The following is a 25544-nucleotide window of genomic DNA, read 5'->3' as shown; positions in this document are numbered from 1 at the left end:
GCTTCCCGGTTTTGCGCGATTGACTCTCAATTCGCGCGCTCTAAACCTCATCACTTCCCGTCCCCGCGGGAGAGACCGGCAAATAAGGCCGGCGCCGAAGGCGCAACCGCCCCGGAAACGCTCAGGCAGATGGACCGCGGGATGACGAAACGCTGGAAAGCGGGCGCTTGAAAGAGCGTCCCACCGACGGAGCAAGCAAGGGAGGGATCATCCTTCTTCTTGCGGAATCTCTCAGGTCACCCAAGACAGCGGGGGCCGTCCGGACCATCCGGACATGCCGGTAACGGGGCCCGAGACCATGACCGATACGCTGCGGACGCCGCTTTATGACCTTCACACCGCACTGGGTGCGAAGATGACGCCGTTTGCGGGCTATGACATGCCGCTGCAATACGAAGGCATCATGGCCGAGCACAATCACACGCGCGCGGCGGCCGGCCTGTTCGACGTCTCCCATATGGGCCAGGCGCATTATACCGGCGACGAGGCGGCGCTGGAAAAGCTGATCACGGCGGATCTTTCGGCGCTGGCACCCGGCGAACAGAAATACACGCTGCTGCTGAATGAGCAGGGCGGGATTCGCGATGATCTGATGGTTTCTCGCCCGTTCGGTGATGATGGCCTGTTCCTGGTCGTCAATGCGGCGACCAAAGCTGATGATTTTGCCCATATTGCCAGGAATACCGCCGGAAAGGGTGAATTGCGCGTCATAGAGGATCGCGCGCTGATCGCGTTGCAGGGCCCTCAGGCGGCCGATGTTTTTGGCGCGCTGGTGCCGGACGCGGCGAAGCTGGTATTCATGCAGTGCGGTGTGTTCACGCTGGACGGGACAGAGATTTGGGTCTCGCGCTCTGGCTATACCGGCGAGGACGGGTTTGAAATTTCCATTCCGGCGGACCGGGCCGAGGCCATTGCGCGTCTGATTCTCGCCGATGCGCGGGTCAAGCCGATTGGTCTGGGCGCGCGCGATTCGCTGCGCCTGGAGGCCGGACTCTGCCTTTACGGGCATGACATGAATGAGGAGACGACGCCGGTGGAAGCCGTGCTGATGTGGGCGGTGGCCAAGCCACGCCGCGAGCGCCTCGACTTTCCCGGTGCGAAGCGGGTGATGCAGATGTTCGCCGACAAGCCGGCGCGCAAGCGTGTGGGCTTCACCATGGCCGGCGCGCCTGCCCGCGAAGGCGCCGAGATCGTCAAGGATGGCCAGAGCATCGGAATCGTCACCTCCGGCGGGTTCGGTCCGACGGTCGGCGGTCCGGTGGGCATGGCCTATATCGATCTGGATCATGCCAGCCCGGGGACGGAGATTGAAATTCTGCTGCGCGGCAAGGCGCGGCCGGCACAGGTGACGAAAATGCCTTTCGTCGAACAACGGTATTATCGGGGCGAATAGCCACAAGGGGAGGACGCGATGAGCGTGAAATACACCAAGGACCATGAATGGGTGAAAGTCGATGGCGACACCGCCACGGTCGGCATCACCGCCTATGCCGCCGAACAACTGGGCGATGTCGTGTTTGTCGAACTTCCGGAGGTCGGCAAATCCTTCGATCAGGGCGATGAAATGGCGGTGGTCGAGTCGGTGAAGGCCGCGTCTGAGGTCTACGCGCCGGTTTCCGGCGAAGTCGTGGCGGTCAATGACGGGCTGGAAGGCGAGCCTCAAAAGGTCAATGAAAGCCCGGACGCCGGTGGCTGGTTCGTGAAGCTGAAGCTGAGCGATACAAGCCAGCTCGACGGTCTCATGGATGACGCCGCCTATCAGGCCCATATCTCCTAGATTTCCAACAGGACAAGCGGATGCGATATCTCCCCCTGACGCCGGCTGACCGGCAAGACATGCTGAAGCGGATCGGCGCGGCATCCATTGATGCCCTGTTCACCGATGTGCCCGAAGCCGCGCGGCTCGACGGGCCGGTGGACCTGCCGATGCATCAGACCGAGCTTCAGGTGGAGCGGGCGCTGTCGAAACTGGCGGGCGAGAACACGCCGGCCTCCAGCGTGCCCTTCTTTGTCGGGGCCGGGGCCTACAAGCACCATGTCCCCGCGACGGTGGACCACCTCATCCAGCGCTCGGAATTCCTGACCGCCTATACGCCCTACCAGCCGGAGATCAGCCAGGGCACGCTGCAAACGCTGTTCGAATTCCAGACCCAGGTCGCGCTTATGACCGGCATGGATGTCGCCAATGCGTCCATGTATGACGGCTCGACCGCCTGCGGCGAAGCCGTGCTGATGGCGGCGCGGGTCACGAAACGCAAGAAGGCGGTGCTCGCCGGTTCGCTGCACCCGCATTATGCCGCAACGACCAAGACGCTGGCCAAATACATGGATATCGCGGTGGCCTCTACCGCGCCCGATCTTGACGGGCTGGCGGGTATTGCCGAGACGATTGATGATGAAACCGCCTGTGTGGTGATCCAGACGCCGGACGTCTTCGGCCGCCTGCATGACCTGACGGAGATCTCGGAAAAAGCGCACAAGCATGGCGCGCTGGTGATCGCCGTCTTTACCGAGCCGGTCTCGCTGGGGCTGGTGAAGTCACCCGGTGAAATGGGCGCGGATATTGCCGTTGGCGAGGGCCAGGGGATCGGCGTCGGCCTCAATTTCGGCGGGCCGTATGTCGGTTTGTTTGCCTGCAAGAATGATCGCAATTTCATCCGCAATCTGCCGGGCCGGCTGGCGGGCGAAACCGTTGATGCCGATGGCCGCCGGGGCTATGTGCTGACGCTCTCCACGCGCGAGCAGCATATCCGCCGCGACAAGGCGACCTCGAATATCTGCACCAATTCCGGCCTGTGCGCGCTCGCTTTCACCATTCACATGACGCTGCTGGGCGAAAAAGGCCTGACGACGCTGGCACAGCTGAACCATGAAACGGCCTGTGATCTGGCAGACCGGCTGAGCGCGGTGGCGGGCGTGGAGCTTCTGACAGATACTTTCTTCAATGAATTCGCCCTGCGCCTGACCAAGCCTGCGGCTGATGTCGTGGATGCGCTGGTGGACCGGGGCGTGCTGGGCGGTGTTCCTGCCTCGCGCCTGTATCCGGGCGAGGGGCTGGACGATGTGCTGATCGTCGCGGCCACGGAAACCAATACGCCAGAGGATCTGGCGGCGTTCGAAACCGCCCTGCGGGAGGTGTTGGCATGAAGATGGATCTCGAGCTGGTTCGCCAAATTCTCTTGAAAGCAGAAGCCGAGATGCCTGCAAATCAGAGCATCACTTGGTCAGAAAGCGACTTTCCCGATCATGATATTCCGGTGGTCGGAGCTCACGTTGAGCTCATGATGGAAGGGGGGCTTCTGAGAGATGAGAAGCTGTCTTGGATGGAAGACGCAGTTTTTGTCCAAGGTGTTACCTATGATGGTTACCAATACCTAGAAGCCGTTCGAGATGCAGATGTTTGGGAGCGAACCAAAGATGTCGCCGAAAAAGGAAAAGGCTTCTCTGTTGACGTGCTGCGAGATGTAGCCATCAGCATCATCAAAAAGCAGATATCGAACCATACCGGATTGGAGTTCTAGCAATGAGCATGAACACACAAGGCCGTCCGACGCGTATCGAGCATGATATCGATCCCGGCGGCTATGAGACGCTGTCCGGCTCACGCGGGCTGGACCAGGCCGAGCCGCTCTTGTTCGAGCGCGGATCGCTGGAGGTCACCGGTGTGGATCTGCCAACGCCGAAGGGCGGGCTGAACCGTCTGGGGACGATGAAGCGCGAGGGCCCGATTGGACTGCCGGGCCTCGCCGAGCCGGAAGCCATGCGCCATTATGTGCGCCTGTCGCGCAAGAATTATGCGATCGATCTGGGGCTCTATCCGCTGGGCTCGTGCACGATGAAGCATAATCCCCGCCTCAACGAGAAGATGGCGCGCTTGCCGGGCTTTGCCGACATCCACCCGCTGCAACCGGAAAAGACGGTGCAGGGCGCCTACAAGCTGATCGAGGAATTGGCCCGCTGGCTGATGGTGCTGACCAATACCCCGGCCGTGGCGATGAGCCCGAAAGCCGGCGCGCATGGCGAATTATGCGGCATGATGGCGATCCGCGCGGCGCTGGATGCGCGCGGCGAAACCGGCCGCCGCCGCGTGCTGGTGCCGGAATCAGCGCACGGGACCAATCCGGCGACGGCGGTCCAGTGCGGCTTCTTCACCGACGAAATTCCGGCTGACAAGACGGGCCGGGTCGACATGGAGGCCTTCAAGGCCAAGCTGGGCGATGATGTCGCCGGCATCATGCTGACCAATCCGAATACGTGCGGCCTGTTTGAACGCGACATCAAGGAAATTGCCGATCTGATCCACGAGGCGGGTGGCTATTTCTATTGCGACGGGGCGAATTTCAACGCCATTGTCGGGCGTGTCCGTCCGGGCGATCTCGGCATCGATGCGATGCATATCAATCTGCACAAGACTTTCTCCACGCCGCATGGTGGCGGCGGTCCGGGCTCGGGCCCGACGGTCTTCTCCGAAGCACTGGCCCCGTTTGCGCCCTTGCCCTTCATCGTGAAAACCGCCGATGGCGCACAGCTGAAAATGGCGGAAAATGACGGTGATGCCGATGGCGAGGCGCGGCCCTTTGGCCGCCTGACCGCCTTCCATGGCCAGATGGGCATGTTCACCCGGGCGCTGACCTATATGATGAGCCATGGCGCGGATGGGCTGAAGCAGGCGTCGGAAGATGCCGTGCTGAATGCGAACTATATCCTGGCGCGGCTGAAGGATGTCATGACCCCGGCCTTTGACGGGACCTGCATGCACGAAGCGCTGTTTGATGACCGCTTCCTTAAAGATACCGGCGTGACCACGCTCGATTTTGCGAAGGCCATGATCGATGAGGGCTATCACCCGATGACCATGTATTTCCCGCTGGTCGTTCACGGGGCCATGCTGATCGAGCCAACCGAGACCGAATCAAAATCCGGTCTGGACCGTTTCTGTGATGTGCTTCTGGGGCTTGCGGCTGCGGCGGCCGCCGGTGATGCGGACCGTTTCAGGGCGGCACCTGTGCATGCGCCGATGCGGCGTCTGGACGAGACGCGGGCGGCCCGCCAACCGGTGCTGCGCTGGACACCGCCGGTCGCGGAAGCCGCGGAATAATCAACAGTTAGCACTGCATTTCGCCCGAATTCGGTCGTTTTCGCTGCTATTGTGTCGTTATGGACCTAGCGTTGATCTTGATCACTTTCTAGGCAGGCCCATCTATGTCAGGGAGCAGGAAAGTCCCGAATGAATGATGCGTTGAACAATATGAGCAAGACGCCGCTGGGCAGCGTCATTGCCACCGTTCTGCGCATGGTCGGGATAGCACTCGGCCTGGCCCTGATGATCATTGCCATACCGCTGGCGGTCACGCCCATTCCGCTGGGTGTCCCGCTCTTTATCATCGGCACGCTGATGCTGGCGGGCAGCTCGCCGCGGGCGCACCGGATGATCACCGGATATCTGAAGCGCCATCCCGGCTTCTGGAACCGGGTCAAACGGGCCTTTGGCGAGAAGGATGATGATCCGGAAGACGAAAAACCGGCCAATCCGACATAAAAAAGCCCCGCTCGAGCGGGGCTTTTCTTTTAGCTGGTAACGCTGATCAGTTCAGCCGCGTCTCGAGATCGGCGAGGTCGGCTTTCAGGCGTTCGGCGTGATCGGCCTTCTTTGTGTGTTCGGCGATCAGACGGGCGGCCGCATCGGTTGCCAGATCGGCTGCGAGGGCCTTGACCTCGGCCACGGCATGGGCCTCGGCCTGGGCGATCCGCTGTTCTGCCAGTGCCGTCCGGCGTTCGAGGCGGGCCGCCAGCTCGGTCCGGGCCGCTTCACGCAGATGTTTCGCGTCTGATTTGGCCTGCTCGATGATGGCTTCGGCCTCGGCTTCAGCCTCGCGCTGCTTGCGCTGGAAGCTGGCCAGCAATTCCTGGGCTTCTTCCCGCATCCGGCGGGCATCGTCGAGATCATTGCGGATCTTGTCGGCGCGGGTGTCGAGTTGCCTGGTGATAATGCCGGGCACCTTGGCCCAGACCAGAATGCCGAAAAAAATGACGACCCCGAGCATGGCCCAGAAGGAGGTGTCCTGCAGAAGATAGGTCATAGGCTGTTCTCCTACCGGCTTTCGAGGGCCTTGATGGCCTGATCCGCGTCTTTTTCCGTCACCGCCAGGCCGCCAATCCGGTTGGCAGCCTCTGCGGCGGTGGGCGCCGCGATATTCCGCACTTCGGCAAGCGCCTTGGCGCGGGCGTCTGCCAGCGTTTTCTCGGCTTCGGCTGACTTGGCGGCAATCTCGGCATCGACCTCGGCGGTCTCATCCGCGATTTCCCGGTCCATGGCGGCTTTGGCTTCGGCGGCCAGATTATGGGCCCGGGCACGGGCATCCGCCAGCGCCTGCTCATAGGCGGAACGGGTCTGATCGGCTTCGGCAGATATCTGCTGGGCCGCATCAAGATCGTCGGCGATGCGGTCGCGGCGTTCCTCGATGATCCCGCCTATCCGCGGCAGAATCCAGCGCGACATCAGCAGGTAGAGCGCTGCGAAGGTGATCAGGAGCCAGAAGATCTGCGAGGCAAAATAGGTCGGATCAAACGGCGGGAAGGCGCCGGAGGCTTCATGCTCTCCGCCGCCGGCTTCCTCAGCCGCGGTGACCGCCAGATTCATCAGCGCAATGAGCGTCATGGGACGACTCTTTCCGTTAGCACAATAGCGTCAGCCGCGGGCAGAAGCGCCCGCGGCCAATCGGGATTTGCCGTCCTAGACGACGAAGAGAAGCAGAAGCGCGATCAGCAGCGAGAAGATGCCGAGGGCTTCCGTCACGGCGAAGCCGAAGATCAGCGTGCCGAACTGTTGCTGGGCAGCGGCAGGATTGCGCATGGCACCTTGAAGGAAGGAACCAAAGATGTTGCCCACGCCCATGGCGGCGCCCAGCATGCCGAGGCAAGCGAGGCCAGCGCCGATGTATTTTCCGAGATCAATAAGACCCTGTTCCATTTTGGAGCTCCTTGTAAGCGGTCCGGTTAGATAGATTGGCTAAACCCGTCAGTGCGCCGGGTGAAGCGCGTCGTTGAGATAAATGCAAGTCAGAATGGCGAAGACGTAAGCCTGAAGGAAGGCCACGAGGAATTCCAGCGCCGTCAGTCCGATGACCATCGCAAACGGCAGGATGCCGACAATGCCCCAGGCTGCGCCGGCAGCCCCCAGCATGACAATGAAGCCCGCGAACACTTTCAGCAGAATGTGACCGGCCAGCATGTTTGCGAACAGACGCACGGACAGGGAAATCGGACGCGAGAGGAAGGAAATCACCTCAATCGGCGTCACGATAATATAGAGAATGGGCGGTACGCCAGCGGGCACGAAGAGTTTCAGGAATTTGAAGCCGTTCTTGTACACGCCGAAGCCGACGACGATGGCCATCACCATCATCGACAGGGTCAGCGTGACGATGATGTGGCTGGTAATGGTGAAGCCGTGATTGTCCACGCCGGGGATGGGCAGGGGCAGATAGGGGAACATGCCGAACATGTTGCCCGCAAGAATGAAGATAAAGAGCGTGAAGACGAAGGGGAAGAAGCGCAGGCCTTCATTTCCGGCCGATGACCGGACCATGTCGGCCACGAAACCGTAGAGAATTTCGGCAATGGACTGGCCACGCCCCGGTACCAGCGCCCGCTTGTTGGTGGCCAATGCCATCAGCAGGGTGACCGATACGGTCGCCAGCAACATGAAGAAAGCGGAGTTCGTGAATGCCAGATTGAGGCCCGCAATCTCCAGCGGTGCGACTTCATGTATCTCGAACTGTTTGATCGGGTTCGTGTCTGCCACGTCCGGCCCCTTAATTGTCGCGCAATGCGCGTTCGCTCAGTTCTTTTGCGGCGCGAACGACGTTCATCGTGCCCGCGCCAAAACCCAAAAATGTCCCGATCAGAAGCCCGAAAGGAAGGGTGTCGAAAACGCGATCAATCAGATAGCCGATTGCCGCCCCTACCAACACACCAACCATGAACTCAGTCCCATAACGCAATCCTATGGCCCAGCCCTGTCTGGGGCGGTCATATTTGCGATCTTCCGCATTCCGGGATTCGAGGCGGGCGGAAAGCCTTTTCTCGAAATCGGCCAGTCGATCTTCAGGATTGCTCCGGTCTGGTTCGTCGCGATTGGACATCATGATCATGGCGCTTCCCGGACCCCCGGAAAGCGCGCGCAAGCTAGACAAGGGGGGAGGGCAAGTCAAGCACAGGTGTGTGCCATTTATCTTTATGAATTTATTGCCGAATTTTATTCGGCGGCAATGAGCTGTTCTGCACGTGCGAGATCAACGGAAACCAGCTGCGAAACCCCGCGTTCCGCCATCGTCACTCCGTAGAGCCGGTCCATGCGCGACATGGTGAGGGCATTGTGAGTAATCACCAGAAAACGCGTCTTCGTCAGGCGCCGCATTTCGTCGAGCATACGGCAATAGCGGTCCACATTGGCATCATCGAGCGGGGCGTCGACCTCATCGAGAACGCAAACCGGGGCCGGGTTCGACAGGAAGACCGCAAAAATCAATGCCGAAGCGGTCAGCGCCTGCTCACCGCCGGACATCAGCGACATGCGTTCCATCTTCTTGCCGGGCGGGCAGGCGAAGATTTCCAGCCCCGCTTCGAGCGGATCATCGCTTTCGGTCAGGGCCAGCTCGGCATGCCCGCCTTCGAACAGGGTCTCGAACAATTGGCGGAAATGCTGATCGATTCGTTCGAAAGCCTCCAGCAGCCGCGCCCGGCCTTCACGCGACAGGGCATCAATCCCCTTGCGCAGGCGGTCGATGGCGGCGAGCAGATCATCGCGTTCGGTGACCAGTTCGTCGCGCTTTTCCTTCAGCTCGGCGGCTTCCTGGTCGGCCCGCAGATTGACGGCGCCGAGGCGTTCGCGGGACTGGCGGGCGCCCTCCAGCTTGCGCTCCAGATCCTCGAGATCAAGTTTCTCGAAGGCCGGCTCAACCCGTTCGGCAAGGATGAGGGCGGTTTCACCCGTCGCTTCCCTGAGGCGCGAATCGGTTTCATCCAGCCGCTCGCGGGCCGCGGCCAGTCGGGCTTCATCGGCGGCCCGTCTTTCGCGCGCCGTCGAGGCTTCGCGTTCGGCCGCGCGCGCTGCGGCATCCGATGCCTTGGCCGCGGTCTCGGCACCCATTGCGCGGTCACGGGCCTCTTCGGCGAGACGTGTGGCGTCGGCGAGGGTTTCGCCGATTTTCTCCAGCCGGCTGCGGATCTCACCCGGTTTCAGGCGGGCGGTGTCCAGCGCGGCTTCGGTGCCGGATCTGGTTTCGTTCAATTCGGCCAGACGCTGTTCCGCACTGGCCGCGCGGCTTTGCCATTCGGCTTCCTCGCGGCCGAGATCTGCGATCCGCCGCTGCCGGTCTGCGGCGGCGCGCGCCAGGTCTTCATAGGCCTGACGGGCTTCGTCAAAGCGTGCGCGGGCCTGATCGGCGGCTTCACGCGCCGCTGACAGATCGTCCTGCGCCCGGGCCAGCCGGGTATCATCCTGCAGTGCGGCTTCAGCGGTTTTCAGCTGCGTGCGGGCGTCCTCATACTCGGCCGTCAGCCGGTCGATTTCTGCCGACAGGGCGGCGCGGCGTTCATTGTCGCGGGCCGCCTTTTCGCGCGCTCCGGCGGCTTTCGACTGGGCTTCACGGGCCGCTCGTTCGGCACTGGCGGCCTGTTCGCGCATCTTGCGTTCGAATTCACGGGCCTGGGCGAGGGCCAGCCGGGCCTCGTCCACCGCATCCGATGCGGCCTGAATTTTCGCTTCCAGCGCGGCCGCTTCCCGGCGGGCGGTTTCGAGGCGGTTGCGCTGTTCCAGCCGGGCGGCTGCCGCCGACGGCGCATCGGCACGCGAGACATAGCCATCCCAGCGCCAGAGATCGCCCTGGCGCGTTACAATGCGCTGGCCTGGCCGCAGCCGGGTGGCGAGATCCGCTGCCGTGTCGGCACTGGCGATACCGATGGCCTGCAGCCGGGCGGACAGGGCCGCGGGGGCCTCGACATAGGCCGTCAATGGCTCGCAGCCCTCCGGCAATTCCCCGGCCTGAGTCGCCTTGCCGCCCCAATGGCGGGCAGACCCGGAATTGAGCGAGGCTTCGAGGTCGTCGCCGAGTGCGGCTCCCAGCGCCTTTTCATATCCCGGTGCGGCGCGCATGGAATCAAGGGCGCGGTCCTCGACATGGTCCTGTTCCAGCAGGCGTGTCAGCGTCGCGATTTCGCGCTCCAGTGCCGAGGCTTCCGACTGCAGCGCATTCAGGGGATCCTGCGCCGAACGTTCGATGCTTTCGGCTTCAAGCCGGGCGGCCTCGGCCTCGTCGCGGGCCTTGCGGGCGGTCTCGACCTGCAATTCGGCGGTTTCGGCCGCCTTGATGACGGCCATCAGATCGCTTTCATCGCCCTGACCAAGGAGCGCAAAAGACTGATTGGCGCGATCACGCTCCATGGAGAGCCGGGACACACGCTGTTCGGCCTGGGTCTTGTTGCGGGCGGCGGCATCGCGTTCGGCGCGGATGGCCGCGAAAGCGTTAGACGCATCGTCCAGCGCCGATTGCTTTTCCAGCCGGTCTGCGTCCTGCGTGTCCCGAAGCGCGGCGGCCGTTTCCATGGCTTCTGCTTCGCCAGCCGCTTCGGATTGGAGGGCGGCGATTGCATCGCGAATGCGGTTGATGGCGGCGTCCGCGTCCTCGCCAATCAATCCTTCGCGATCAATCTGGGCCCGCAGATCGTGCAATCGCTGTTCCAGGGCGGCGACCTGACGCCCGGCATCGGCGGCATCGCGGTCGAGCGTGTCGCGCTCGCGTTCGACCCGGCGCAGGGCCGCACTGGCTTCGGCTTCGGCCTGACGCAAGGGATCAAGATCGGCCGCCGTCTTTTCCGCGGCCAGGCTGGCCGAGGCGGCCGCCTCTGCGGCTTCACTGGCGGCGGCTCCGGAAATCTCCAGCGCCTCGGAGGCAGTCAGCACGGCGGCTTCGGCTTCGCGCCAGCGGTGCAGCCAAAGCGCGGCTTCGAGCGCGCGGATGTCGGCGGACAGCTTGCGGTAGCGCGCCGCCTGACGGGACTGGCGTTCGAGATCGGCCTGGCGCGATTCCAGCTCGTCGATGACGTCCTGCAAGCGGTCGAGATTGGTTTCCGCACCCTTGAGCCGCAATTCGCTTTCATGGCGGCGGGCGCGCAGGCCGGAAACGCCGGCGGCTTCCTCCAGCACCTTGCGCCGGTTTTCCGGCTTGGCATTGATCAGCTCGCTGATCTGCCCCTGACGCACGAGGGCCGGTGAATTGGCGCCGGTGCCGGCATCGGCAAACAGGAGCTGGACATCCTTGGCACGGACTTCCTCGCCATTGACCTTGTAGCTCGACCCGGCCCCCCGGACGATGCGGCGCACGACTTCAAGGATGGTATTGTCATTGAAACGGGCCGGGGCGGTGCGGTCCTCATTGCTGATGACCAGACGCACTTCGGCATGTTCGCGAGAGGGGCGGGCATCGGTTCCGGAGAAAATGACATCTTCCATGCCGGAGCCGCGCAGGGATTTGGCGGAGGTGGCTCCCATCACCCAGCGCAGCGCTTCCAGCAGGTTGGACTTGCCGCAGCCATTGGGCCCGATCACGCCCGTCAGGCCGGGCTCGATCGAGAGTTCGGTCGAGTCCACGAACGACTTGAAGCCGGTCAGCCTGAGTGAGTTGAATTCCACGCAGTCCCGTCCCTGTATGACGGTCCTACGCCTTGTGGCTGCCGTCTAACCCATCCTATTCGCCGGTGTTTTCACCGTGCTCATAGGCCAGATACAAAATGATTCGGCGGAATGTGTCTGCATCATGTGTAGAAGGGACCAGATCGCCATCCAGCATCAATGGCTCACCATCTACATGATATACATAAGCTAATCCGTCCGGGGTCGGATCAGTTGTCAGCAGATAATTGTTGATAAAAAAGGCCGGGGTTCCGCCTGCGCCATCTTCAATCGACTGTTGATGGCGCGCCAGCACACCTTGCTGCACCGCTTCGTCCTCGATGCAGGCATTGGCCTCGTCCTCTGACAGGCCAAGCGCTTCGGCCACACGGTAATAGACCGGGGCGGTGCTCTGTTGCTCCTGAGCGAGGCTGAAAATCTCTGTCTGGGTTTCAAACAGAAGGTGCAGGGCGTTGAAATACTGATCATCCGGTGCGCAATCGGCAATCATGAAACCGATGGCCGCCAGTTGCGGCTGGCCGGTCAGCATTTCGCGGTAGATGAAGCGCATTTCGCCGGTGGAGATGAATTCGTCCTGCACCATGGGCCAGACGGTTTCATACCAGGAGCGGCAGTGCGGACAGGCGACCGACGCATATTCCACCATCCGGATCGGCGCATCGGCTTCACCGATGGCCCGGTCATCCGGCCGTTCCTCACCGGGATGCGGTGTCTGTGCCGATGCGCTTCCCGCAATCAGGAGCGCGCCAAATGCAAGTGCCAGAAGCCTGATAGACATTAGTCCTCCGCCGGAGTGTCTGCTGTGGGTGCGCCACCGTTTTCGGCCACGAAATGATCAAAAATGCGGATGAAGGTGTCCTCGTCCACCGTGGCCGGGACGGTTTCGCCATTGATCATCAGCGGGGCACCATTCCAGTAATAGACCAGCTGGCCGCCGGAGCGTTCGGCATCCAGAATATGCCCGTTGATGACGAAGCGCGGAGTGCCGTCGATCTCGTCCTCAATGGCCTGATTGTGGGCGTCATTCACCGCATCGCGCAATTCGGCATTGGTGATGCAGGCATTGAACTGGTCGCGCGTCATGCCAACGGTCTGGGCGATGTTCCAGAATTCGTTGCGCGCGCCGGTCGGGCTGCCAGCCGCCTGGAAGATGGATTGTTGCTGCTGGAAGAGCAGATCAATCACATCAAAATAGCGGTCTTCAGGGGCGCAACGCGCCAGCATGAAGCCGGCCTGTGCCAGACGCGGCTCACCGGTCAGCATTTCGCGGAACACATAGCGGACCTGGCCGGTGTCGATATAGCGCGCCTCGATCGCCGGAAAGACTTCCGCGTGATACTCCGCGCAATGCGGGCAGGAGGTCGAAGCGTATTCGATCACCGTGACCTGTGCATCGGCGGAGCCGAGGGCGCGGTCACCTTCGCGTTCGAACTGCGTGCCGCCGCCCGAGGACGAGGATCCGCCACCGCCGCAGGCCACAAGAAGGGCAGCAGTCGCCATCGAAGTGAGGGCCATGGCCCGGCGTGTTAAGGTCATGCGTTCATTCTCCCCGTTCGCGGCGCTCATTCGCCCGCTCGAAACGTTTCAGCGCAGAGGATAGCCGGGCATCCGGGTCAATCTCTACCCCCTCGCTCATGTCTTTTTTCACTTCGCGGCTCACATTTCGTTGCGAACCGGGGCCGGTGGTGCTCGGATTGCCCTGTTTGACACGAAGCCGGCCGGGTGCCGAGGGGCCGGACAGGGTTTTCAGACGCTCCAGAATCCTCGGCGCGTCCGCTTCGATCAGCGCGCCGGCCGGGCCTTTGGCGATGATATACAATGTTCCGCCGCGTATGGCTTCCGGCGCCGACCAACCCGCGAGGCGGTCACCGACGATTTCGCTCCAGTGTTCGGCCAGCCGGTCTGTGCCGGGCCCGAATTTGAGCGAAAGCGGTCTGAGGATTTTCGCCGCTGCCTGCCCGGCGGGCGGCGCGCCGCGATATGCTGCCTTGCCCCGGCGCTCATTGAGATAGCGCGCGGCCAGGGTTTCCAGAGGGGTCGGGCGGCGGAAGCTTGTCATGACAATCATCGTTGCCTGTGCGCGCTGGCAAGACAAGTCTGTTCGCCATGAAAACCGAATCCGATTTTCCGATTGCCCGCATGCGAAAGCGGCTCCTCGCCTGGTATGATGCCGAGGGCCGCAGCCTGCCCTGGCGGATACGGCCGGAAGACCGCGAAGCGGGCCGGACACCCGATTCCTATGCGGTCTGGCTGTCGGAAATCATGCTGCAACAAACCACTGTGCCGCACGCCACACCCTACTGGTACAAATTCCTGGAGCGCTGGCCGCGGGTTGAAAACCTGGCCGCTGCGGACGAGGACGAGGTGTTCGCTGCCTGGGCGGGGCTGGGTTATTATGCCCGGGCCCGCAATCTGCTCGCCTGCGCCCGTGCGGTCTCGGCGGCGGGCGGGACTTTTCCGTCCGGCGAGAAAGCGCTGCTGGCCCTGCCCGGGATCGGCCCCTATACGGCAGCGGCGATCCGCGCGGCGGCGTTTGACCTGCCGGCCAGCGTGGTGGATGGAAATGTCGAACGGGTGATCACGCGGATCTGCGCCATGCCGGATCCGGTAAAGACGGCGAAGCCTGTGATCAAACGGGTTGCGGCGGCGCTCGCGGACCCGGACAGGCCCGGCGATTATGCACAGGCCATCATGGATCTCGGCGCGACGGTGTGCACGCCGCGTTCGCCGGACTGTGCCGCCTGCCCTTGGCAATCAGAGTGCGCCGCTCATGCGCAGGGACGGCCCGAGGCGTTTCCGGTGAAACCGGCCCGGACCGCGAAGCCGCATCGCCGGGCGGTCGGATTTGCGGTCTTCCGCGGTGACCGGATCTGGTTGCGCAAACGTCCGCCGAAAGGCCTGCTCGGCGGCATGCTGGAAGTGCCCTCGACCGAGTGGCGGACCCGGGACTGGGACATGGACGAGGCCCGCGCGGCGGCGCCGCTGCAGGCCGAATGGGAAGAAATGGCCGTGATCGCCCATGTCTTCACCCACTTCTCGCTGGAAATGAGACTGTGGCGCGCCGAAGCGGCTGGCGGATGGGAGCCGGAGACAGGCGGCTGGTATGCTGTCCGCGAGATCGGCGAACTGGCCTTGCCGAGTGTCATGAAGAAGGCGGTTCTGGCCGCGGTCTAGGCTTCCATCGCGGCGCGGATTTCCGCCCGCAGCGTGTCGATCGGGGCATAGGCGCCCTTCTTGCGGACATGCCAGAAGGTCCAGCCATTGCAGGAGGGGGCATTCTGGATTTCCGCGCCGACCTTGTGGATGGAGCCTTCAATCTTGCCGGACAGGATGGACCCGTCCGCGCGCACGCGGGCCGTGCGCTTGCCTTTCGGGCAGTAGAGCGTGTCGCCGGGCTTTACGAGGCCGAGCTCGACCAGATTGCCGAAGGGAATGCGCACTTCGGCGCGTTTCGACCGGGTGACCGCCAGTGATTCCGACGCCGCCGGGCGGATCGCTTCCAGGCGCTCGGTGGCGACCCGGACATAGGCGTCCTCGCGCTCGATACCGATGAATTTTCGGCCCAGCCGCTTGGCGGCCGCCCCGGTGGTGCCGGTGCCGAAGAAGGGATCGAGGATGACATCACCGGGTGAGGTCGTGGCCAGCAGGACGCGGTGCAACAGGGCTTCCGGCTTCTGGGTCGGGTGCGCCTTCTTGCCATCGCTGGCCTTGATGCGTTCGCCGCCGGAGCAGATCGGCAGCACCCAGTCGGAGCGCATCTGCACACCATCATTCAGCGCCTTCATGGCGGCATAGTTGAAAGTGGGTTTGGCGTCCTTGGTCTTGGCCGCCCAGATCAGGGTTTCGTGCGCATTGGTGAAGCGCGTGCCCTTGAAATTCGGCATCGGATTGGTCTTGCGCCAGATCACGTCATTCATGATCCAGAAGCCCATATCCTGAAGGAAGGTGCCGAGCCGGAAAATGTTGTGATAGGCGCCCATCACCCAGATCGCGCCATTGGGTTTGAGAATACGCTTGGCTTCTTCCATCCAGGCGCAGGAAAACAGATCGTAATCATCATGATTGCCGATCTGGTCCCAGTCATTGTCGACGGCGCTGACCTTGGAATTGTCCGGGCGGTGGAGATCGCCGCCGAGCTGGAGATTATAGGGCGGATCGGCAAAGACGAGATCAATGCATTCATCGGGCAGGGAGCGCATGATCTCCACGCACTCGCCTTGCAGAATCTGGTTCACTGGCAGCTGGCTGGTCACTGCTTTACTCCACCCGGATTAACCTTGTTAGCGGCCCAGACTCGCGCCTCGGGCCTAACGGGCGGTTAAACGAATGCGGGTTGGCGCATGGGTGAAAAACTCATGCGGTGGATCGGGCAGGGGCCGTGCGTGGCGATCGCCTCCAGATGCGTGCGCGCGCCATAGCCCTTATGGCCCTCGAATCCGTAAGCGGGCCAACGTTCTGCGGCCCGGATCATCAGATCATCGCGGACGGTCTTGGCGATGATGGAGGCGGCGGATATGGCCGGTTCGAGGCCGTCCCCGCCAATGATAAATCTGGCAGTGGCGGGCAGCTGGCCGGGCGTGCGATTGCCGTCGACCAGGAATTCGGCCGGGATTTCGCCGAGATTGAGGGCGGCCCGGCGCATGGCCACCAGGGTCGCCTGCAAAATATTGATACGGTCGATTTCTTCCGGCTCGGCAATGCCGATGCCGAACAGGGCGGTGTCGCGGATCTCGCGCGCCAGTGCGACGCGGCGTTTTTCGCTCAGCTTCTTGGAATCGTTCAGCCCCTCGATGGGCTCCCGCAATATCACGGCCGCCGCCACCACCGGCCCGGCCAGCGGCCCGCGGCCGGCCTCGTCGATGCCGGCGATGGTGTCTGTTCTGTCCATGCGCCATAGCTAGCCTGATTGGTGGCTGCGTAAAAACCCCGGCCAACAGAGGGCACGTGGTTCGAGAGCCGTCTGCGCCGGGCACCTCGCCATGAGGTGGCCAACTCTCTCCGTTTTCGTCCGGCTTGACCGGACGATCTCGATGTCAAAGAGCCCCTCCGGTCAAGCCGGAGGGAGGCGCAATTTTTTTCATCGTCCTCAAGCTAGAACAGGCTCGGCTGGTTGCCGTGGCCGAGCGGCCGTTCGAAGAGGTCACAGCGCAGGCCCGGGCCGCGCGTCTTCAGGCCATAGCGTTCAATCGCGCGCCGGAAGCGGCTGGCGAGGAGGCGGGCATAGGGGCCGTCGCCACGCTGCCTTTTCCCGAACGCTGAATCATATTCCGCACCGCCGCGGGTCTGACGCACCAGCGACATGACGTGCGAGGCTGAATCCGGCCGCGTCGTTGCCAGCCATTCCTTGAACAGTCCCTTGATCTCCATGGGCAGGCGCAGGAGCACATAACCGGCCGAGACGGCCCCGGCTTCGGCGGCGGCCTGCAGTATGGCTTCCAGCTCGCGGTCATTGAGCGCCGGGATCATCGGCGCCGCCATGACGGTGACGGGAATGCCGGCCCCGGCGAGCTGTTTCACCGTCTCCAGCCGCCGCGACGGCGTGGCGGCGCGCGGTTCCATGTCGCGTGCCAGCTTGCGGTCCAGCGTGGTGATGGAGATGGCGGCGCGGAACAGGCCCTTTTTCGCCAGCGGCGCGATGATGTCGAGGTCGCGCAGGATCAGCGCGGACTTGGTGATGACGCTGACCGGATGGTGGAATTCCGCACAGACTTTCAGAATATCGCGGGTGATTTCCTCCTTGCGTTCGACCGGTTGATAGCAATCGGTATTGGCCCCGATCACAATGGGCTCGGGCCGGTAATTACGGTCCATGAAGGTGCGGACCAGCAGTTTCGCGGCCTCGGGCTTCTTGAAGATGACGCTTTCGAAATCAAGGCCCGGCGAATAGCCCCAATAGGCGTGGCTGGGCCGGGCATAACAATAGACACAGCCATGTTCGCAGCCGCGATAGGGGTTGATCGACTGGTTGAAGGAAATATCCGGCGAATGATTGCGCGTGACGATGGAGCGTGAGGAATCAATCAGCGTAACCGTACGCAATTGTTCCGGCTGCGGGTCGGTGTCGCGCCAGCCATCGTCGAAAGGCTCATACGCCTTGTCCTCGAAGCGGTTGCTGCGGTTGGAGCGCGCGCCGCGGCCGCGTGGCTGCAGGGGCGCGGGCAGGGGGTCACCGGTGAGATCGGCGTTCAGGCAGGGTGGCGTGCGAGGGGCTTTCGACATGACAGGATTATGTTCCTATCAAGCGAACAAATCAAGAACACTTATGCTGATACTCCGGTCCATCCGGACCGTCGCTCCTCGCTTATTCCAGGCAAGCTGGAAACGCTGCGGGCGCGCCGTCGCGCTTTGCCCCTCACCCTTGCGGGAGCGGGTGACGCATGGGTGCGAATAGTGCGGGAAGTACCACCCACTCCGTCATCCGTGCGAACGTCAACGCGCGTCATCCTCCGGTTTAACCGGAGGACCTCTTTGCCGGGCGCTCTGGGTTCAGATCCTCCGGTCAAGCCGGAGAATGACGATGTAAAATGTTGAAAGGATGTTGGGTGTTAGTCCGCCCCCTCCACCTTCTTCACCACTTCCAGCCAGTCGCGCCAGGCGCGGGCCTTTTCCTGCGGGCGGCGGAGGAGGAAGGCCGGGTGGAAAAGCGGCATGGCGGGGATGTGGTCACCGGCTTCGCCGTCCGCGTCCTTGAAACGGTATTCGGCCCAGCGGCCGCGCAGCTTCATGATGCCGGTGGTGGCGCGCAGGAGGGCTTGCGCCGAGACCCCGCCGGCGAAGACCAGCACTTTCGGTTGTGCGATCGCAATATGGCGCTCGATCAGGGGCAGGCAGATGGCGATTTCCTCGGTCGAGGGGGTGCGGTTGCCGGGCGGGCGCCAGTTGAGAATGTTGGAGATATAGACGTCTGTTTCCGGGTCGAGGCCGGAAGCACGGATCATCCGGTCGAGCAGCTGACCGGACTTGCCGACAAAGGGCTTGCCCTGTTCGTCCTCATCGCGGCCCGGGGCCTCGCCGACAATCATGATGTCCGCCGCAGGATTGCCGCGCGAGAAAACGGTATTGCGCGCGGTGCGTTTCAGCGCACAGCCGTCAAAGGCCATAATCGCGGCCTTCAGCTCGTCCAGTGTCCGCACATTTGCGACCGCCTTGCGCGCATCTTCGGGATCGCCATCGGGTGTGCCGAAGCCTGCGGCCCGTGCGGCCTGCGGGGTGGCGATGGCGGGCTTTTCCGGCGCTTGCAGCGGATCGCGCGATTGGGATTTTGGCGCGGGAGACGGTGAGGGCAATTTCGGCCGGGCCACGGGCAGGGGATCGGCCTCGATGCCCATATCCTCCCACCAGAGTGTGAGAGCCTTGAGGGCGCGGGCGTGTGTATCGGCGTCGGGCATCGTCTGGAACATGCGGCTTTCGGCTGGATCGGACACGTAATGTGCCCTAGCTGAATATGAACAGCTAAGCTATGACAGATCATAGAGAAAGCGAAGCACTACGGGGCAAGGAGCAGCACAGCATGTCTGACGAGATTCAGCGCGAGTCGATGGAATACGACGTCATCATCGTCGGGGCGGGGCCGGCCGGGCTGTCGGCCGCGATACGGCTGAAGCAGATGGCCGCCGAGTCCGGAGCGGAGATTTCCGTCGCCGTGCTGGAAAAAGGCGGTGAGGTCGGCGCGCACATATTGTCGGGCGTGGTGATGGATCCGAAGGCGTTGAACGAGCTGATCCCGGACTGGCGCGATCAGGGCTGTCCGCTGGAAACAGAGGTCAAGGACGACATTTTCCTCGCCCTCTCGGAAACATCCGGCTTCCGCTTTCCGAACATCGCCTTCCCGCCCTTCATGTCCAATCATGGCTGCTATACCGGCTCTCTCGGCGCCGTCTGCAAATGGCTGGGCGAACAGGCCGAGGCGCTGGGGGTTGAAATCTATCCGGGTTTCCCGGCCGCCGAGCTGATCGAGGAAGACGGCGTTATCAAGGGCGTGATCACCGGTGATTTCGGCGTGGCGCGCGATGGCAGCCACAAGGACGGCTATCAGCCGGGCATGGAGCTACGCGGCAAATACACGCTGATCGGCGAAGGCGCGCGCGGCTCGCTGGCCAAAAAGCTGATCCACCACTTCGCGCTGAGCGATGGCAAGGAGCCGCAGAAATACGGTATCGGACTGAAGGAATTGTGGCGCGTCAAACCGGAAAACCACAAGCCCGGCACGGTGCAGCACACAATGGGCTGGCCGCTGGACAATACAACCGGTGGCGGCTCCTTCCTCTATCACTGGGGCGATAATCTGGTGTCGGTCGGCTTTGTCGTGCACCTGAATTACAAGAATCCCTGGATCTCGCCGTTCGAGGAATTCCAGCGGATGAAGACGCATCCGAAGATCAGGGGCGTATTCGAGGGGGCCGAGCGCCTGTCCTATGGCGCGCGGGCGATCACCGAAGGCGGGTTCCAGTCGGTGCCGAAGCTGACCTTCCCGGGCGGCGCGCTGATCGGTTGTTCGGCCGGTTTCGTGAATGTGCCGCGCATCAAGGGCAGCCATAATGCGATGAAGACCGGCATGCTGGCCGCGGAAAGCGTGTTCGAGGCCCTGCAGGCCGACCGCCAGGGCGATGAACTGACCGCATATCAGACCGCCTATGACACATCCTGGGTCGCCAGGGATCTGAAACTGGTCCGCAATGCGAAGCCGCTTTGGTCAAAATTCGGCACCTTCTTCGGCATCGCGTTGGGCGGGGTGGACATGTGGTTCAACTATCTGTTCGGCGGATTGTCACTGTTCGGGACGATGAAGCACGGCAAAAGCGATGCGGAAGCGCTGGACCCGGCAGAACAGCATACAAAGATCGATTATCCGAAACCGGATGGCGTGCTGACCTTTGACCGGTTGTCGTCGGTCTTCATTTCCAACACCAATCATGAGGAAGACCAGCCGGTTCACCTGAAGGTGAAGGATATGGCACTGCAGAAATCCAGCGAATGGGAGGTCTATGCCGGACCCTCCAGCCGCTATTGCCCGGCTGGTGTCTATGAATGGGTGAAGGACGAGAATTCCGGTGAAATGTCGTTCGTTATCAATGCGCAGAACTGCGTGCATTGCAAAACCTGCGACATCAAGGACCCCAATCAGAATATCAACTGGACAACTCCGGAGGGCGGTCAGGGTCCGATCTATGTGAATCTGTAGGCACCTCCTGCCCTTGTGTGCCCAGTTGTGAGGCGTAACGTGAATTCATGAAGCTCCGGATTTCCTTCCTCGTTTCGGCATCATTCCTGATGCTCGCCGCATGTCAGACGACTTCGGACGGCCTGCCGAGCGGGCTCGTCATCGCGGATGTGGAAGATGAAGGCGTGTCGTCCTATGGCGCGTTTCTGGCCGGGCGTTTTGCCGGCACGGCCCGCGATGCGGACAGTGCTGCAGATTATTATGCCACGGCCTGGGAGCTGGAACCCGACAGCGCCATTCTTGCCGAGCGCTCTTTCCTTTCCGCCGTCCTGTCAGGACATGAGGAAACGGCCATCGAGGCGGCGCGGGTATCGGCGCTGGCCGGGGACGAAACCCGTCTCGCCCGGCTTTTTCTGGCCGCAGACGCTCTTTCCGCCCGGCGCTATGATGACGCCAGCGCCTGGCTGGATGCCGATCAGCTGGGTCCGTTCAATACCTTTCTTGCCGAGCTGATGTCGGACTGGGCGCGTGCCGGAAGCGGCGATATCGAGGGCGCTCTGGCGCGGGCGCGGTCAGCGTCGGTGCCGGGCTATGCGGCGGCTTTTCTGACCCTGCACCGCGCCTTGCTGGCCGATTATGCTGGTGATGCCACAAATGCCGATGCGGCCTATCAGGCGGCCATCAGCGAAAGCCCGTTCACGCGCGTGGCCGTTGCGCTCTATGGCGACTTCCTGTTGCGCCAGCGCCGGCGTGATGATGCGATCACCCTCTATGACCAGTATCTGCGCCAGAATCCGATTGAACGCAGTATCACCGAGGCGCGCCGCATTGCCGCCGAAACACGGCGTCTGCCGCGCCGGATGACGGTCAGCGAGGCGGCCGCACGGGCGGTGTTCGGGCCGTCGGCGGCCCTGGCCTCCCAGGCCGATATCGACCTGTCCGTTGTCTATCTCCGCCTCACCACGCGTCTGGATCCGGATTATGCGCCGGCTGTGATCCTGCTGGCAGGGGCGCTGGAAAATACCGGGCTCACCGAGGCAGCGATCGCGGCCTATAACACCGTTCCGGAAGGGCCGTTCCGCTTGCCGGCCGATATTGACCGTATCTGGTTGCGGGCCACGCAAGGCGATGTTGATACGGCGCTGGCGGAAGCCCGTGAGCTGTCCGAGGAGAGCGGCGCGGTCGAGGCCCAGCTGGTCTATGCCGACCTCCTGCGCTCGTCCGGGCAATACACGCTGGCGGCCGAGCTCTATACGCGGGCGCTTGAGGCGCGGGAGGCGCAAGGCCTGGTTCCCGACTGGCGGTATTATTATTTTCGGGCGATCTGTTACGAGCAGTCAGAGCGCTGGGCCATGGCGGAAGCCGATTTCCAGTCCGCACTCACAATCTCGCCGAATGAAGCCGAAGTGCTCAATTATCTGGGCTATATGTGGGTGATAAGGGGCGAGAATATTGCCGAAGCGTTCGACATGATCGAACGCGCCGCAGCGATTGCGCCGGACCAGGGTCATATTATCGACAGCCTTGGCTGGGCCCATTATGTGCGCGGCAATTACGCGCTCGCCGTCCAGCATCTGGAGCGGGCGGTAGAATTGTCGCCCGAGGCGCCGACCATCAATTATCATCTCGGCGATGCCTACTGGCAGGTCGGGCGGCAGCTGGAAGCCCGCTTCCAGTGGGAAAGAGCGCTGGGGCTGGATCCGGACGAGGATGAGCGCGCCGGACTGATGGCGCGGCTCGCCGGTGATGCCCCGGACCTGCCGGATATGAGGGTCGCGGATGCGGCCATTGAAGCGCCTTGATCCGTGAATTCGCGCCGGCAAAAGTCAATCTGACCCTGCGCACCGGAAAGGTGCGCGAGGATGGCTATCACCCCGTGGATTCCATTGTTGTTTTTGCGGATTGGGGCGATGCGCTGACGGCGGAAACCGGGGACGGGCTGTCGCTGTCGATTTCCGGACCGCAGGGCGGTGCCATTCCCGCGGACGAAACCAATCTGGTCATGCGCGCGGCGCGGATGCTGGCGGAAGCCGCAGGCGTCGAGGCGGCTGCTCGGCTCGGGCTGGCAAAGTCTATCCCCGCCGGGGCCGGTCTGGGCGGCGGCTCGGCGGATGCGGCAGCGGCCTTGCGGGCGCTCAATCGGTTGTGGGAACTCGACTGGCCATTGGAGATGCTGGCCGGGATCGGGGCGGAGATCGGTTCCGACATTCCCGCCTGCCTGTGGTCCCGACCCTTGCGGATGACCGGGCGCGGCGAACGGATCCGGCTGATCGATGAGTGGCCGGCCTTTACGGCCTTGCTGGTCAATCCCGGTGTGGCGGTGGCCACGGGGAAAGTGTTCCAGGCCTTTGATGATCTGCCGGCCGGGACCGGTCAGGGATTCCGGCTGACCGGCGGGTTGGACCGCCTTTCTGTGCTGGCAGACCTGAATGCTGCAACAAACGATTTGACAGCCCCGGCGTGTGCCGTGGCCCCGAACATTTCCGGCGTTCTGGCAGAGCTGGCGGAAGACGGATCAGCGGAGCTGGTGCGCATGTCGGGGTCGGGCGCGACCTGTTTTGCGGTCTATGCTGACAGCGGCGTCCGTGATTCGGCGGCGGAAAAATTGCGGGCCAGGCATCCCGGCTGGCTTGTTCAGCCGGTTGAATTTCCGGGTGTTCCGGCGATAAATCCGGCATGAGTGCGATCTGGATCTTTCTGTGTTTTGCGCTGGCCACAAGCGTCTGCTGGCTGGCGAAGCGCGCCGGCGTGCTCGATCATCCCAATCACCGCTCCAGCCATTCACGGCCGACGCCGCGCGGGGGCGGGCTGGGCGTCCTGGCGGCGCTCGGCCTGGGCCTCGTTCCCGCCCTGCAGGCCGGGCTGGATATCCGTCCGGCCGCGATGGCTGCGCTGGGTTTTGGCTTGCTCGGTCTTGCCGACGACCTGCTGGCGCTGGGCACGTGGCTGAAATTCGGCGTGGTCATTGTCCTTGGCAGCCTGCTGGTCTGGCTGGCCGGGCCCGTCGCGGCCATCGGTGCCGGTGATGCCCTGGCCCTGCCTTTGCCGGTCTGGCTGGGGTTTGGAGGCTCGGTGCTCTGGGTTTTCGTGGCCGCCAATGCGGTCAATTTCATGGACGGATCAGACGGGCTGATCGTGGCGATTTTCGTGCCGGTGGGGCTGGCACTCGGCCTGACAGGGGAGGGCGCTGGCGGATATGCCGGTTATGCGCTGGCGGCCGGACTGGCGGGTTTTGCCATCTTCAATGTACCGCGCGCCTTTCTGTTTCTCGGCGATGTTGGTTCATTGGCGATCGGTGGCGTATTTGCCGCCATCGCCCTGCAGCGGATCGAGACACCGGGAGAGGTCTGGCTCTACCCGCTGCTGATCCTGCCGGTGCTGGCGGATGTGCTGCTGACCCTGGTCGGAAAAATCCGCAACGGGATCGGATTTCTGAGCCCGCACCGCACCCATGCCTATCAATTGCTGTCGCGCATGGGATGGCCGCATTGGCGCGTGGCGCTGGCCTATTTCATCGCCTCTTCGCTGTGTGCCGTGATGGCCATGCTGGGGGCGGCGCTCGGCGGCGTGGTGCCGTTCGCAATGTTTGCCGGAGCCGTTGTGGTGGCAACGCTTCTGCATGCCGGGATACGGCGTCTGGCCATCCGGTCCGGACTGGACCTCAAGGCCTGATCAGCTGGCGCGCTGGACCACGAATTCAGCCAGATCGGACAGGGCGGTCTTCCACTTGTTGTCCGGAAAAACCGAAAGGGCCTGCTGGGCCGTGCGCGCTTTGTCCTCGGCCATGGCGAGCGTGGCCTTCAGCGCATCATGACGGTGCAGGAGTTCGAGGGCGGTTTCAAAATCGGCTTCGGTCTGTTCGCCTTCGGCCATCACCCGCGCCCAGAACTGCTTGTCGGCCTGACCGCTTTTCTTGAGGGCAAGCACGACGGGCAGGGTGACTTTCCCCTCGCGGAAATCATCGCCGGTATTCTTGCCCAGCGACTGGGCGAGGCCGCCATAATCCAGCGCGTCGTCGACCAGCTGGAAAGCGAGGCCGAGTTCGCGGCCATAGGTGTCGAGCGCGGCAATTTCCTCTGCCGGGCGGCCGGCAACAATGGCCGAGACTTCCGCCGCCGAGGCGAAAAGGGCGGCGGTCTTGGCTTCGATGATTTCCATGTAGGAGCCCACCGTGGCGTCGATATCACCTTTCACCGCCAGCTGGCGGACCTCGCCTTCGGCGATGATGCTGGAAGCCCGTGACAGCGAGTGCAGGGCGTCCATGGAGCCGGCATCGACCATCAGCATGAAGGCGCGGGCAAAGAGGAAGTCACCGACCAGCACGCTGGGCGCATTGCCCCAGACCAGGTTGGCGGCTTTCCGGCCCCGGCGCAGATCGCTCTCGTCGACGACATCATCGTGCAGCAGGGTGGCGGTGTGGATGAATTCGACGGCAGCGGCGAGTTTGAGATGGGCATCGCCTGTATAGCCGATCATGTTGGCGGCCGCGATGGTGACCAGCGGGCGCACGCGCTTGCCGCCGGCTTCCACCAGATATTTCGCCAGCTTGGGAATGAGCGGCACCGGGCTGCCCATGCGCTCGAGGATCAGCGCGTTGACGGCCTTCATCTCGCCGTCGGCCAGATGCGCCAGCGTCTCGGCGGCATTGGGTCCTGACGCGGCTGCTTCGCCCGCGCGCTCGAGCGCCTGGTT

The 25544-nt window shown here is 62.9% G+C and carries 25 protein-coding genes and 2 riboswitches; of the genes, 11 read left to right on the top strand and 14 right to left on the bottom strand.

The features are described from left to right. Nucleotides 1-56: 56 nt before the first annotated feature. Nucleotides 57-147: riboswitch (glycine riboswitch) on the top strand. Nucleotides 148-150: 3 nt separating this feature from the next. Further along, nucleotides 151-251, top strand: a riboswitch (glycine riboswitch). A gap of 47 nt (nucleotides 252-298) precedes the next feature. The 6 genes from gcvT (at nucleotide 299) to DBR16_RS09020 (ending at nucleotide 5539) form a co-directional block, all read left to right on the top strand. Continuing rightward, nucleotides 299-1393 carry a glycine cleavage system aminomethyltransferase GcvT gene (gene gcvT, locus DBR16_RS09045; protein WP_109260938.1) on the top strand — a complete coding sequence of 365 codons (1095 nt, stop codon included), beginning with the start codon at nucleotides 299-301 and terminating at the stop codon, nucleotides 1391-1393. An 18-nt stretch (nucleotides 1394-1411) separates the two neighbouring features. Then, on the top strand, nucleotides 1412-1777 hold the full coding sequence (gene gcvH, locus DBR16_RS09040; RefSeq protein ID WP_109260937.1) for a glycine cleavage system protein GcvH: 366 nt from the start codon (nucleotides 1412-1414) through the stop codon (nucleotides 1775-1777). A gap of 20 nt (nucleotides 1778-1797) precedes the next feature. Then, the gene (gene gcvPA, locus DBR16_RS09035) at nucleotides 1798-3147 is read left to right on the top strand and encodes an aminomethyl-transferring glycine dehydrogenase subunit GcvPA (protein WP_109260936.1); all 1350 of its coding nucleotides are present in this window, start codon (nucleotides 1798-1800) and stop codon (nucleotides 3145-3147) included. Beyond that, on the top strand, nucleotides 3144-3521 hold the full coding sequence (locus tag DBR16_RS09030; protein ID WP_109260935.1) for a DUF2513 domain-containing protein: 378 nt from the start codon (nucleotides 3144-3146) through the stop codon (nucleotides 3519-3521). Before gcvPA ends, DBR16_RS09030 begins: the two co-directional genes overlap by 4 nt. Nucleotides 3522-3523: 2 nt before the next feature. Beyond that, nucleotides 3524-5098 (top strand): aminomethyl-transferring glycine dehydrogenase subunit GcvPB, encoded by a 1575-nt coding sequence (gcvPB, locus tag DBR16_RS09025; RefSeq protein WP_109260934.1) that lies wholly within the window; start codon nucleotides 3524-3526, stop codon nucleotides 5096-5098. A gap of 129 nt (nucleotides 5099-5227) precedes the next feature. Then, on the top strand, nucleotides 5228-5539 hold the full coding sequence (locus tag DBR16_RS09020) for a hypothetical protein (protein ID WP_109260933.1): 312 nt from the start codon (nucleotides 5228-5230) through the stop codon (nucleotides 5537-5539). A 46-nt stretch (nucleotides 5540-5585) separates the two neighbouring features. Here DBR16_RS09020 and DBR16_RS09015 read toward each other — a convergent pair whose 3' ends face one another. The 9 genes from DBR16_RS09015 to DBR16_RS08975 form a co-directional block, all read right to left on the bottom strand. Next, on the bottom strand, nucleotides 5586-6080 hold the full coding sequence (locus DBR16_RS09015) for a F0F1 ATP synthase subunit B family protein (protein ID WP_109260932.1): 495 nt from the start codon (nucleotides 6078-6080) through the stop codon (nucleotides 5586-5588). A gap of 11 nt (nucleotides 6081-6091) precedes the next feature. Then, the gene (locus DBR16_RS09010) at nucleotides 6092-6658 is read right to left on the bottom strand and encodes a F0F1 ATP synthase subunit B family protein (RefSeq protein ID WP_233347705.1); all 567 of its coding nucleotides are present in this window, start codon (nucleotides 6656-6658) and stop codon (nucleotides 6092-6094) included. Between the two features lie 75 nt (nucleotides 6659-6733). Continuing rightward, nucleotides 6734-6970, bottom strand: a complete 237-nt coding sequence (locus tag DBR16_RS09005; protein ID WP_109260931.1) for a F0F1 ATP synthase subunit C — start codon at nucleotides 6968-6970, stop codon at nucleotides 6734-6736. A gap of 48 nt (nucleotides 6971-7018) precedes the next feature. Continuing rightward, complete coding sequence (locus tag DBR16_RS09000) at nucleotides 7019-7804, bottom strand: F0F1 ATP synthase subunit A (RefSeq protein WP_109260930.1); 786 nt, start codon at nucleotides 7802-7804, stop codon at nucleotides 7019-7021. Between the two features lie 10 nt (nucleotides 7805-7814). Continuing rightward, on the bottom strand, nucleotides 7815-8153 hold the full coding sequence (locus DBR16_RS08995; protein ID WP_233347704.1) for an AtpZ/AtpI family protein: 339 nt from the start codon (nucleotides 8151-8153) through the stop codon (nucleotides 7815-7817). A gap of 104 nt (nucleotides 8154-8257) precedes the next feature. After that, entirely contained in the window at nucleotides 8258-11692 is a 3435-nt protein-coding gene (gene smc, locus DBR16_RS08990) for a chromosome segregation protein SMC (RefSeq protein ID WP_109260929.1), read from the bottom strand. Nucleotides 11693-11747: 55 nt separating this feature from the next. Then, entirely contained in the window at nucleotides 11748-12470 is a 723-nt protein-coding gene (locus DBR16_RS08985; RefSeq protein WP_109260928.1) for a thioredoxin domain-containing protein, read from the bottom strand. Then, entirely contained in the window at nucleotides 12470-13228 is a 759-nt protein-coding gene (locus tag DBR16_RS08980) for a DsbA family protein (RefSeq protein ID WP_161539455.1), read from the bottom strand. The genes DBR16_RS08985 and DBR16_RS08980 overlap by 1 nt, the downstream gene beginning before the upstream one ends. 4 nt (nucleotides 13229-13232) lie before the next feature. Beyond that, on the bottom strand, nucleotides 13233-13751 hold the full coding sequence (locus DBR16_RS08975; protein ID WP_161539454.1) for a DUF721 domain-containing protein: 519 nt from the start codon (nucleotides 13749-13751) through the stop codon (nucleotides 13233-13235). A gap of 47 nt (nucleotides 13752-13798) precedes the next feature. Here DBR16_RS08975 and DBR16_RS08970 point away from each other — a divergent pair, with 47 nt between their 5' ends. Beyond that, nucleotides 13799-14866, top strand: a complete 1068-nt coding sequence (locus tag DBR16_RS08970; protein WP_170108334.1) for an A/G-specific adenine glycosylase — start codon at nucleotides 13799-13801, stop codon at nucleotides 14864-14866. Here the strand turns inward: DBR16_RS08970 and DBR16_RS08965 are convergent. The 4 genes from DBR16_RS08965 to DBR16_RS08950 all read right to left on the bottom strand — a co-directional run bounded on the left by DBR16_RS08965 (nucleotide 14863) and on the right by DBR16_RS08950 (nucleotide 19116). Next, nucleotides 14863-15891: a site-specific DNA-methyltransferase gene (locus DBR16_RS08965; RefSeq protein ID WP_109261815.1), complete on the bottom strand. Its 1029-nt coding sequence runs from the start codon at nucleotides 15889-15891 to the stop codon at nucleotides 14863-14865. The genes DBR16_RS08970 and DBR16_RS08965 overlap by 4 nt on opposite strands. 119 nt (nucleotides 15892-16010) lie before the next feature. Then, nucleotides 16011-16580: a ribonuclease HII gene (locus DBR16_RS08960; RefSeq protein ID WP_109260925.1), complete on the bottom strand. Its 570-nt coding sequence runs from the start codon at nucleotides 16578-16580 to the stop codon at nucleotides 16011-16013. A gap of 203 nt (nucleotides 16581-16783) precedes the next feature. Further along, nucleotides 16784-17911: a PA0069 family radical SAM protein gene (locus DBR16_RS08955; protein WP_109260924.1), complete on the bottom strand. Its 1128-nt coding sequence runs from the start codon at nucleotides 17909-17911 to the stop codon at nucleotides 16784-16786. A 326-nt stretch (nucleotides 17912-18237) separates the two neighbouring features. After that, a complete protein-coding gene (locus DBR16_RS08950) occupies nucleotides 18238-19116 on the bottom strand; it encodes a uracil-DNA glycosylase (protein WP_233347702.1) in 879 nt (292 codons plus the stop codon). Nucleotides 19117-19202: 86 nt separating this feature from the next. On the opposite strand from DBR16_RS08950, the gene DBR16_RS08945 reads away from it, so the two are divergent. The 4 genes from DBR16_RS08945 to DBR16_RS08930 are packed head-to-tail and all read left to right on the top strand — an operon-like array spanning nucleotide 19203 to nucleotide 24524. Next, nucleotides 19203-20873, top strand: coding sequence for an electron transfer flavoprotein-ubiquinone oxidoreductase (locus DBR16_RS08945; protein WP_109260923.1), 1671 nt, complete (start codon nucleotides 19203-19205; stop codon nucleotides 20871-20873). 47 nt (nucleotides 20874-20920) lie between these two features. After that, nucleotides 20921-22654 carry a tetratricopeptide repeat protein gene (locus DBR16_RS08940; RefSeq protein WP_109260922.1) on the top strand — a complete coding sequence of 578 codons (1734 nt, stop codon included), beginning with the start codon at nucleotides 20921-20923 and terminating at the stop codon, nucleotides 22652-22654. Then, nucleotides 22651-23532, top strand: a complete 882-nt coding sequence (locus DBR16_RS08935) for a 4-(cytidine 5'-diphospho)-2-C-methyl-D-erythritol kinase (protein ID WP_109260921.1) — start codon at nucleotides 22651-22653, stop codon at nucleotides 23530-23532. Before DBR16_RS08940 ends, DBR16_RS08935 begins: the two co-directional genes overlap by 4 nt. Continuing rightward, nucleotides 23529-24524, top strand: coding sequence for an MraY family glycosyltransferase (locus DBR16_RS08930; protein ID WP_109260920.1), 996 nt, complete (start codon nucleotides 23529-23531; stop codon nucleotides 24522-24524). The genes DBR16_RS08935 and DBR16_RS08930 overlap by 4 nt, the downstream gene beginning before the upstream one ends. Here DBR16_RS08930 and DBR16_RS08925 read toward each other — a convergent pair whose 3' ends face one another. Next, nucleotides 24525-25460, bottom strand: coding sequence for a polyprenyl synthetase family protein (locus DBR16_RS08925; RefSeq protein ID WP_109261813.1), 936 nt, complete (start codon nucleotides 25458-25460; stop codon nucleotides 24525-24527). It lies immediately after the preceding gene. Nucleotides 25461-25544 lie beyond the last annotated feature (84 nt).

Origin of the sequence: Hyphobacterium indicum (assembly GCF_003129605.1) — a bacterium.
In the GTDB taxonomy this organism is placed as follows: domain Bacteria; phylum Pseudomonadota; class Alphaproteobacteria; order Caulobacterales; family Maricaulaceae; genus Hyphobacterium; species Hyphobacterium indicum.
The sequence above is the reverse complement of the archived record's forward strand: the minus strand, read 5'-3'. Positions and strand labels throughout refer to the sequence as shown.

Bases quoted from the DNA above. Each gene is read 5' to 3' on its own strand.
- DBR16_RS09030 (WP_109260935.1), top strand. From the start codon at position 3,144: ATGAAGATGGATCTCGAGCTGGTTCGCCAAATTCTCTTGAAAGCAGAA.
- DBR16_RS08995 (WP_233347704.1), bottom strand. From the start codon at position 8,153: ATGATCATGATGTCCAATCGCGACGAACCAGACCGGAGCAATCCTGAA.
- DBR16_RS09005 (WP_109260931.1), bottom strand. From the start codon at position 6,970: ATGGAACAGGGTCTTATTGATCTCGGAAAATACATCGGCGCTGGCCTC.
- DBR16_RS08985 (WP_109260928.1), bottom strand. From the start codon at position 12,470: ATGTCTATCAGGCTTCTGGCACTTGCATTTGGCGCGCTCCTGATTGCG.
- DBR16_RS09020 (WP_109260933.1), top strand. From the start codon at position 5,228: ATGAATGATGCGTTGAACAATATGAGCAAGACGCCGCTGGGCAGCGTC.
- gcvPB (WP_109260934.1), top strand. From the start codon at position 3,524: ATGAGCATGAACACACAAGGCCGTCCGACGCGTATCGAGCATGATATC.
- DBR16_RS08940 (WP_109260922.1), top strand. From the start codon at position 20,921: ATGAAGCTCCGGATTTCCTTCCTCGTTTCGGCATCATTCCTGATGCTC.
- DBR16_RS08930 (WP_109260920.1), top strand. From the start codon at position 23,529: ATGAGTGCGATCTGGATCTTTCTGTGTTTTGCGCTGGCCACAAGCGTC.
- DBR16_RS08980 (WP_161539455.1), bottom strand. From the start codon at position 13,228: ATGACCTTAACACGCCGGGCCATGGCCCTCACTTCGATGGCGACTGCT.
- gcvT (WP_109260938.1), top strand. From the start codon at position 299: ATGACCGATACGCTGCGGACGCCGCTTTATGACCTTCACACCGCACTG.
- gcvPA (WP_109260936.1), top strand. From the start codon at position 1,798: ATGCGATATCTCCCCCTGACGCCGGCTGACCGGCAAGACATGCTGAAG.
- DBR16_RS08945 (WP_109260923.1), top strand. From the start codon at position 19,203: ATGTCTGACGAGATTCAGCGCGAGTCGATGGAATACGACGTCATCATC.
- DBR16_RS08925 (WP_109261813.1), bottom strand. From the start codon at position 25,460: ATGAAGGCCGTCAACGCGCTGATCCTCGAGCGCATGGGCAGCCCGGTG.
- DBR16_RS09015 (WP_109260932.1), bottom strand. From the start codon at position 6,080: ATGACCTATCTTCTGCAGGACACCTCCTTCTGGGCCATGCTCGGGGTC.
- DBR16_RS08960 (WP_109260925.1), bottom strand. From the start codon at position 16,580: ATGGACAGAACAGACACCATCGCCGGCATCGACGAGGCCGGCCGCGGG.
- DBR16_RS08955 (WP_109260924.1), bottom strand. From the start codon at position 17,911: ATGTCGAAAGCCCCTCGCACGCCACCCTGCCTGAACGCCGATCTCACC.
- gcvH (WP_109260937.1), top strand. From the start codon at position 1,412: ATGAGCGTGAAATACACCAAGGACCATGAATGGGTGAAAGTCGATGGC.
- DBR16_RS08970 (WP_170108334.1), top strand. From the start codon at position 13,799: ATGAAAACCGAATCCGATTTTCCGATTGCCCGCATGCGAAAGCGGCTC.
- DBR16_RS09010 (WP_233347705.1), bottom strand. From the start codon at position 6,658: ATGACGCTCATTGCGCTGATGAATCTGGCGGTCACCGCGGCTGAGGAA.
- DBR16_RS08975 (WP_161539454.1), bottom strand. From the start codon at position 13,751: ATGACAAGCTTCCGCCGCCCGACCCCTCTGGAAACCCTGGCCGCGCGC.
- DBR16_RS08965 (WP_109261815.1), bottom strand. From the start codon at position 15,891: ATGCGCTCCCTGCCCGATGAATGCATTGATCTCGTCTTTGCCGATCCG.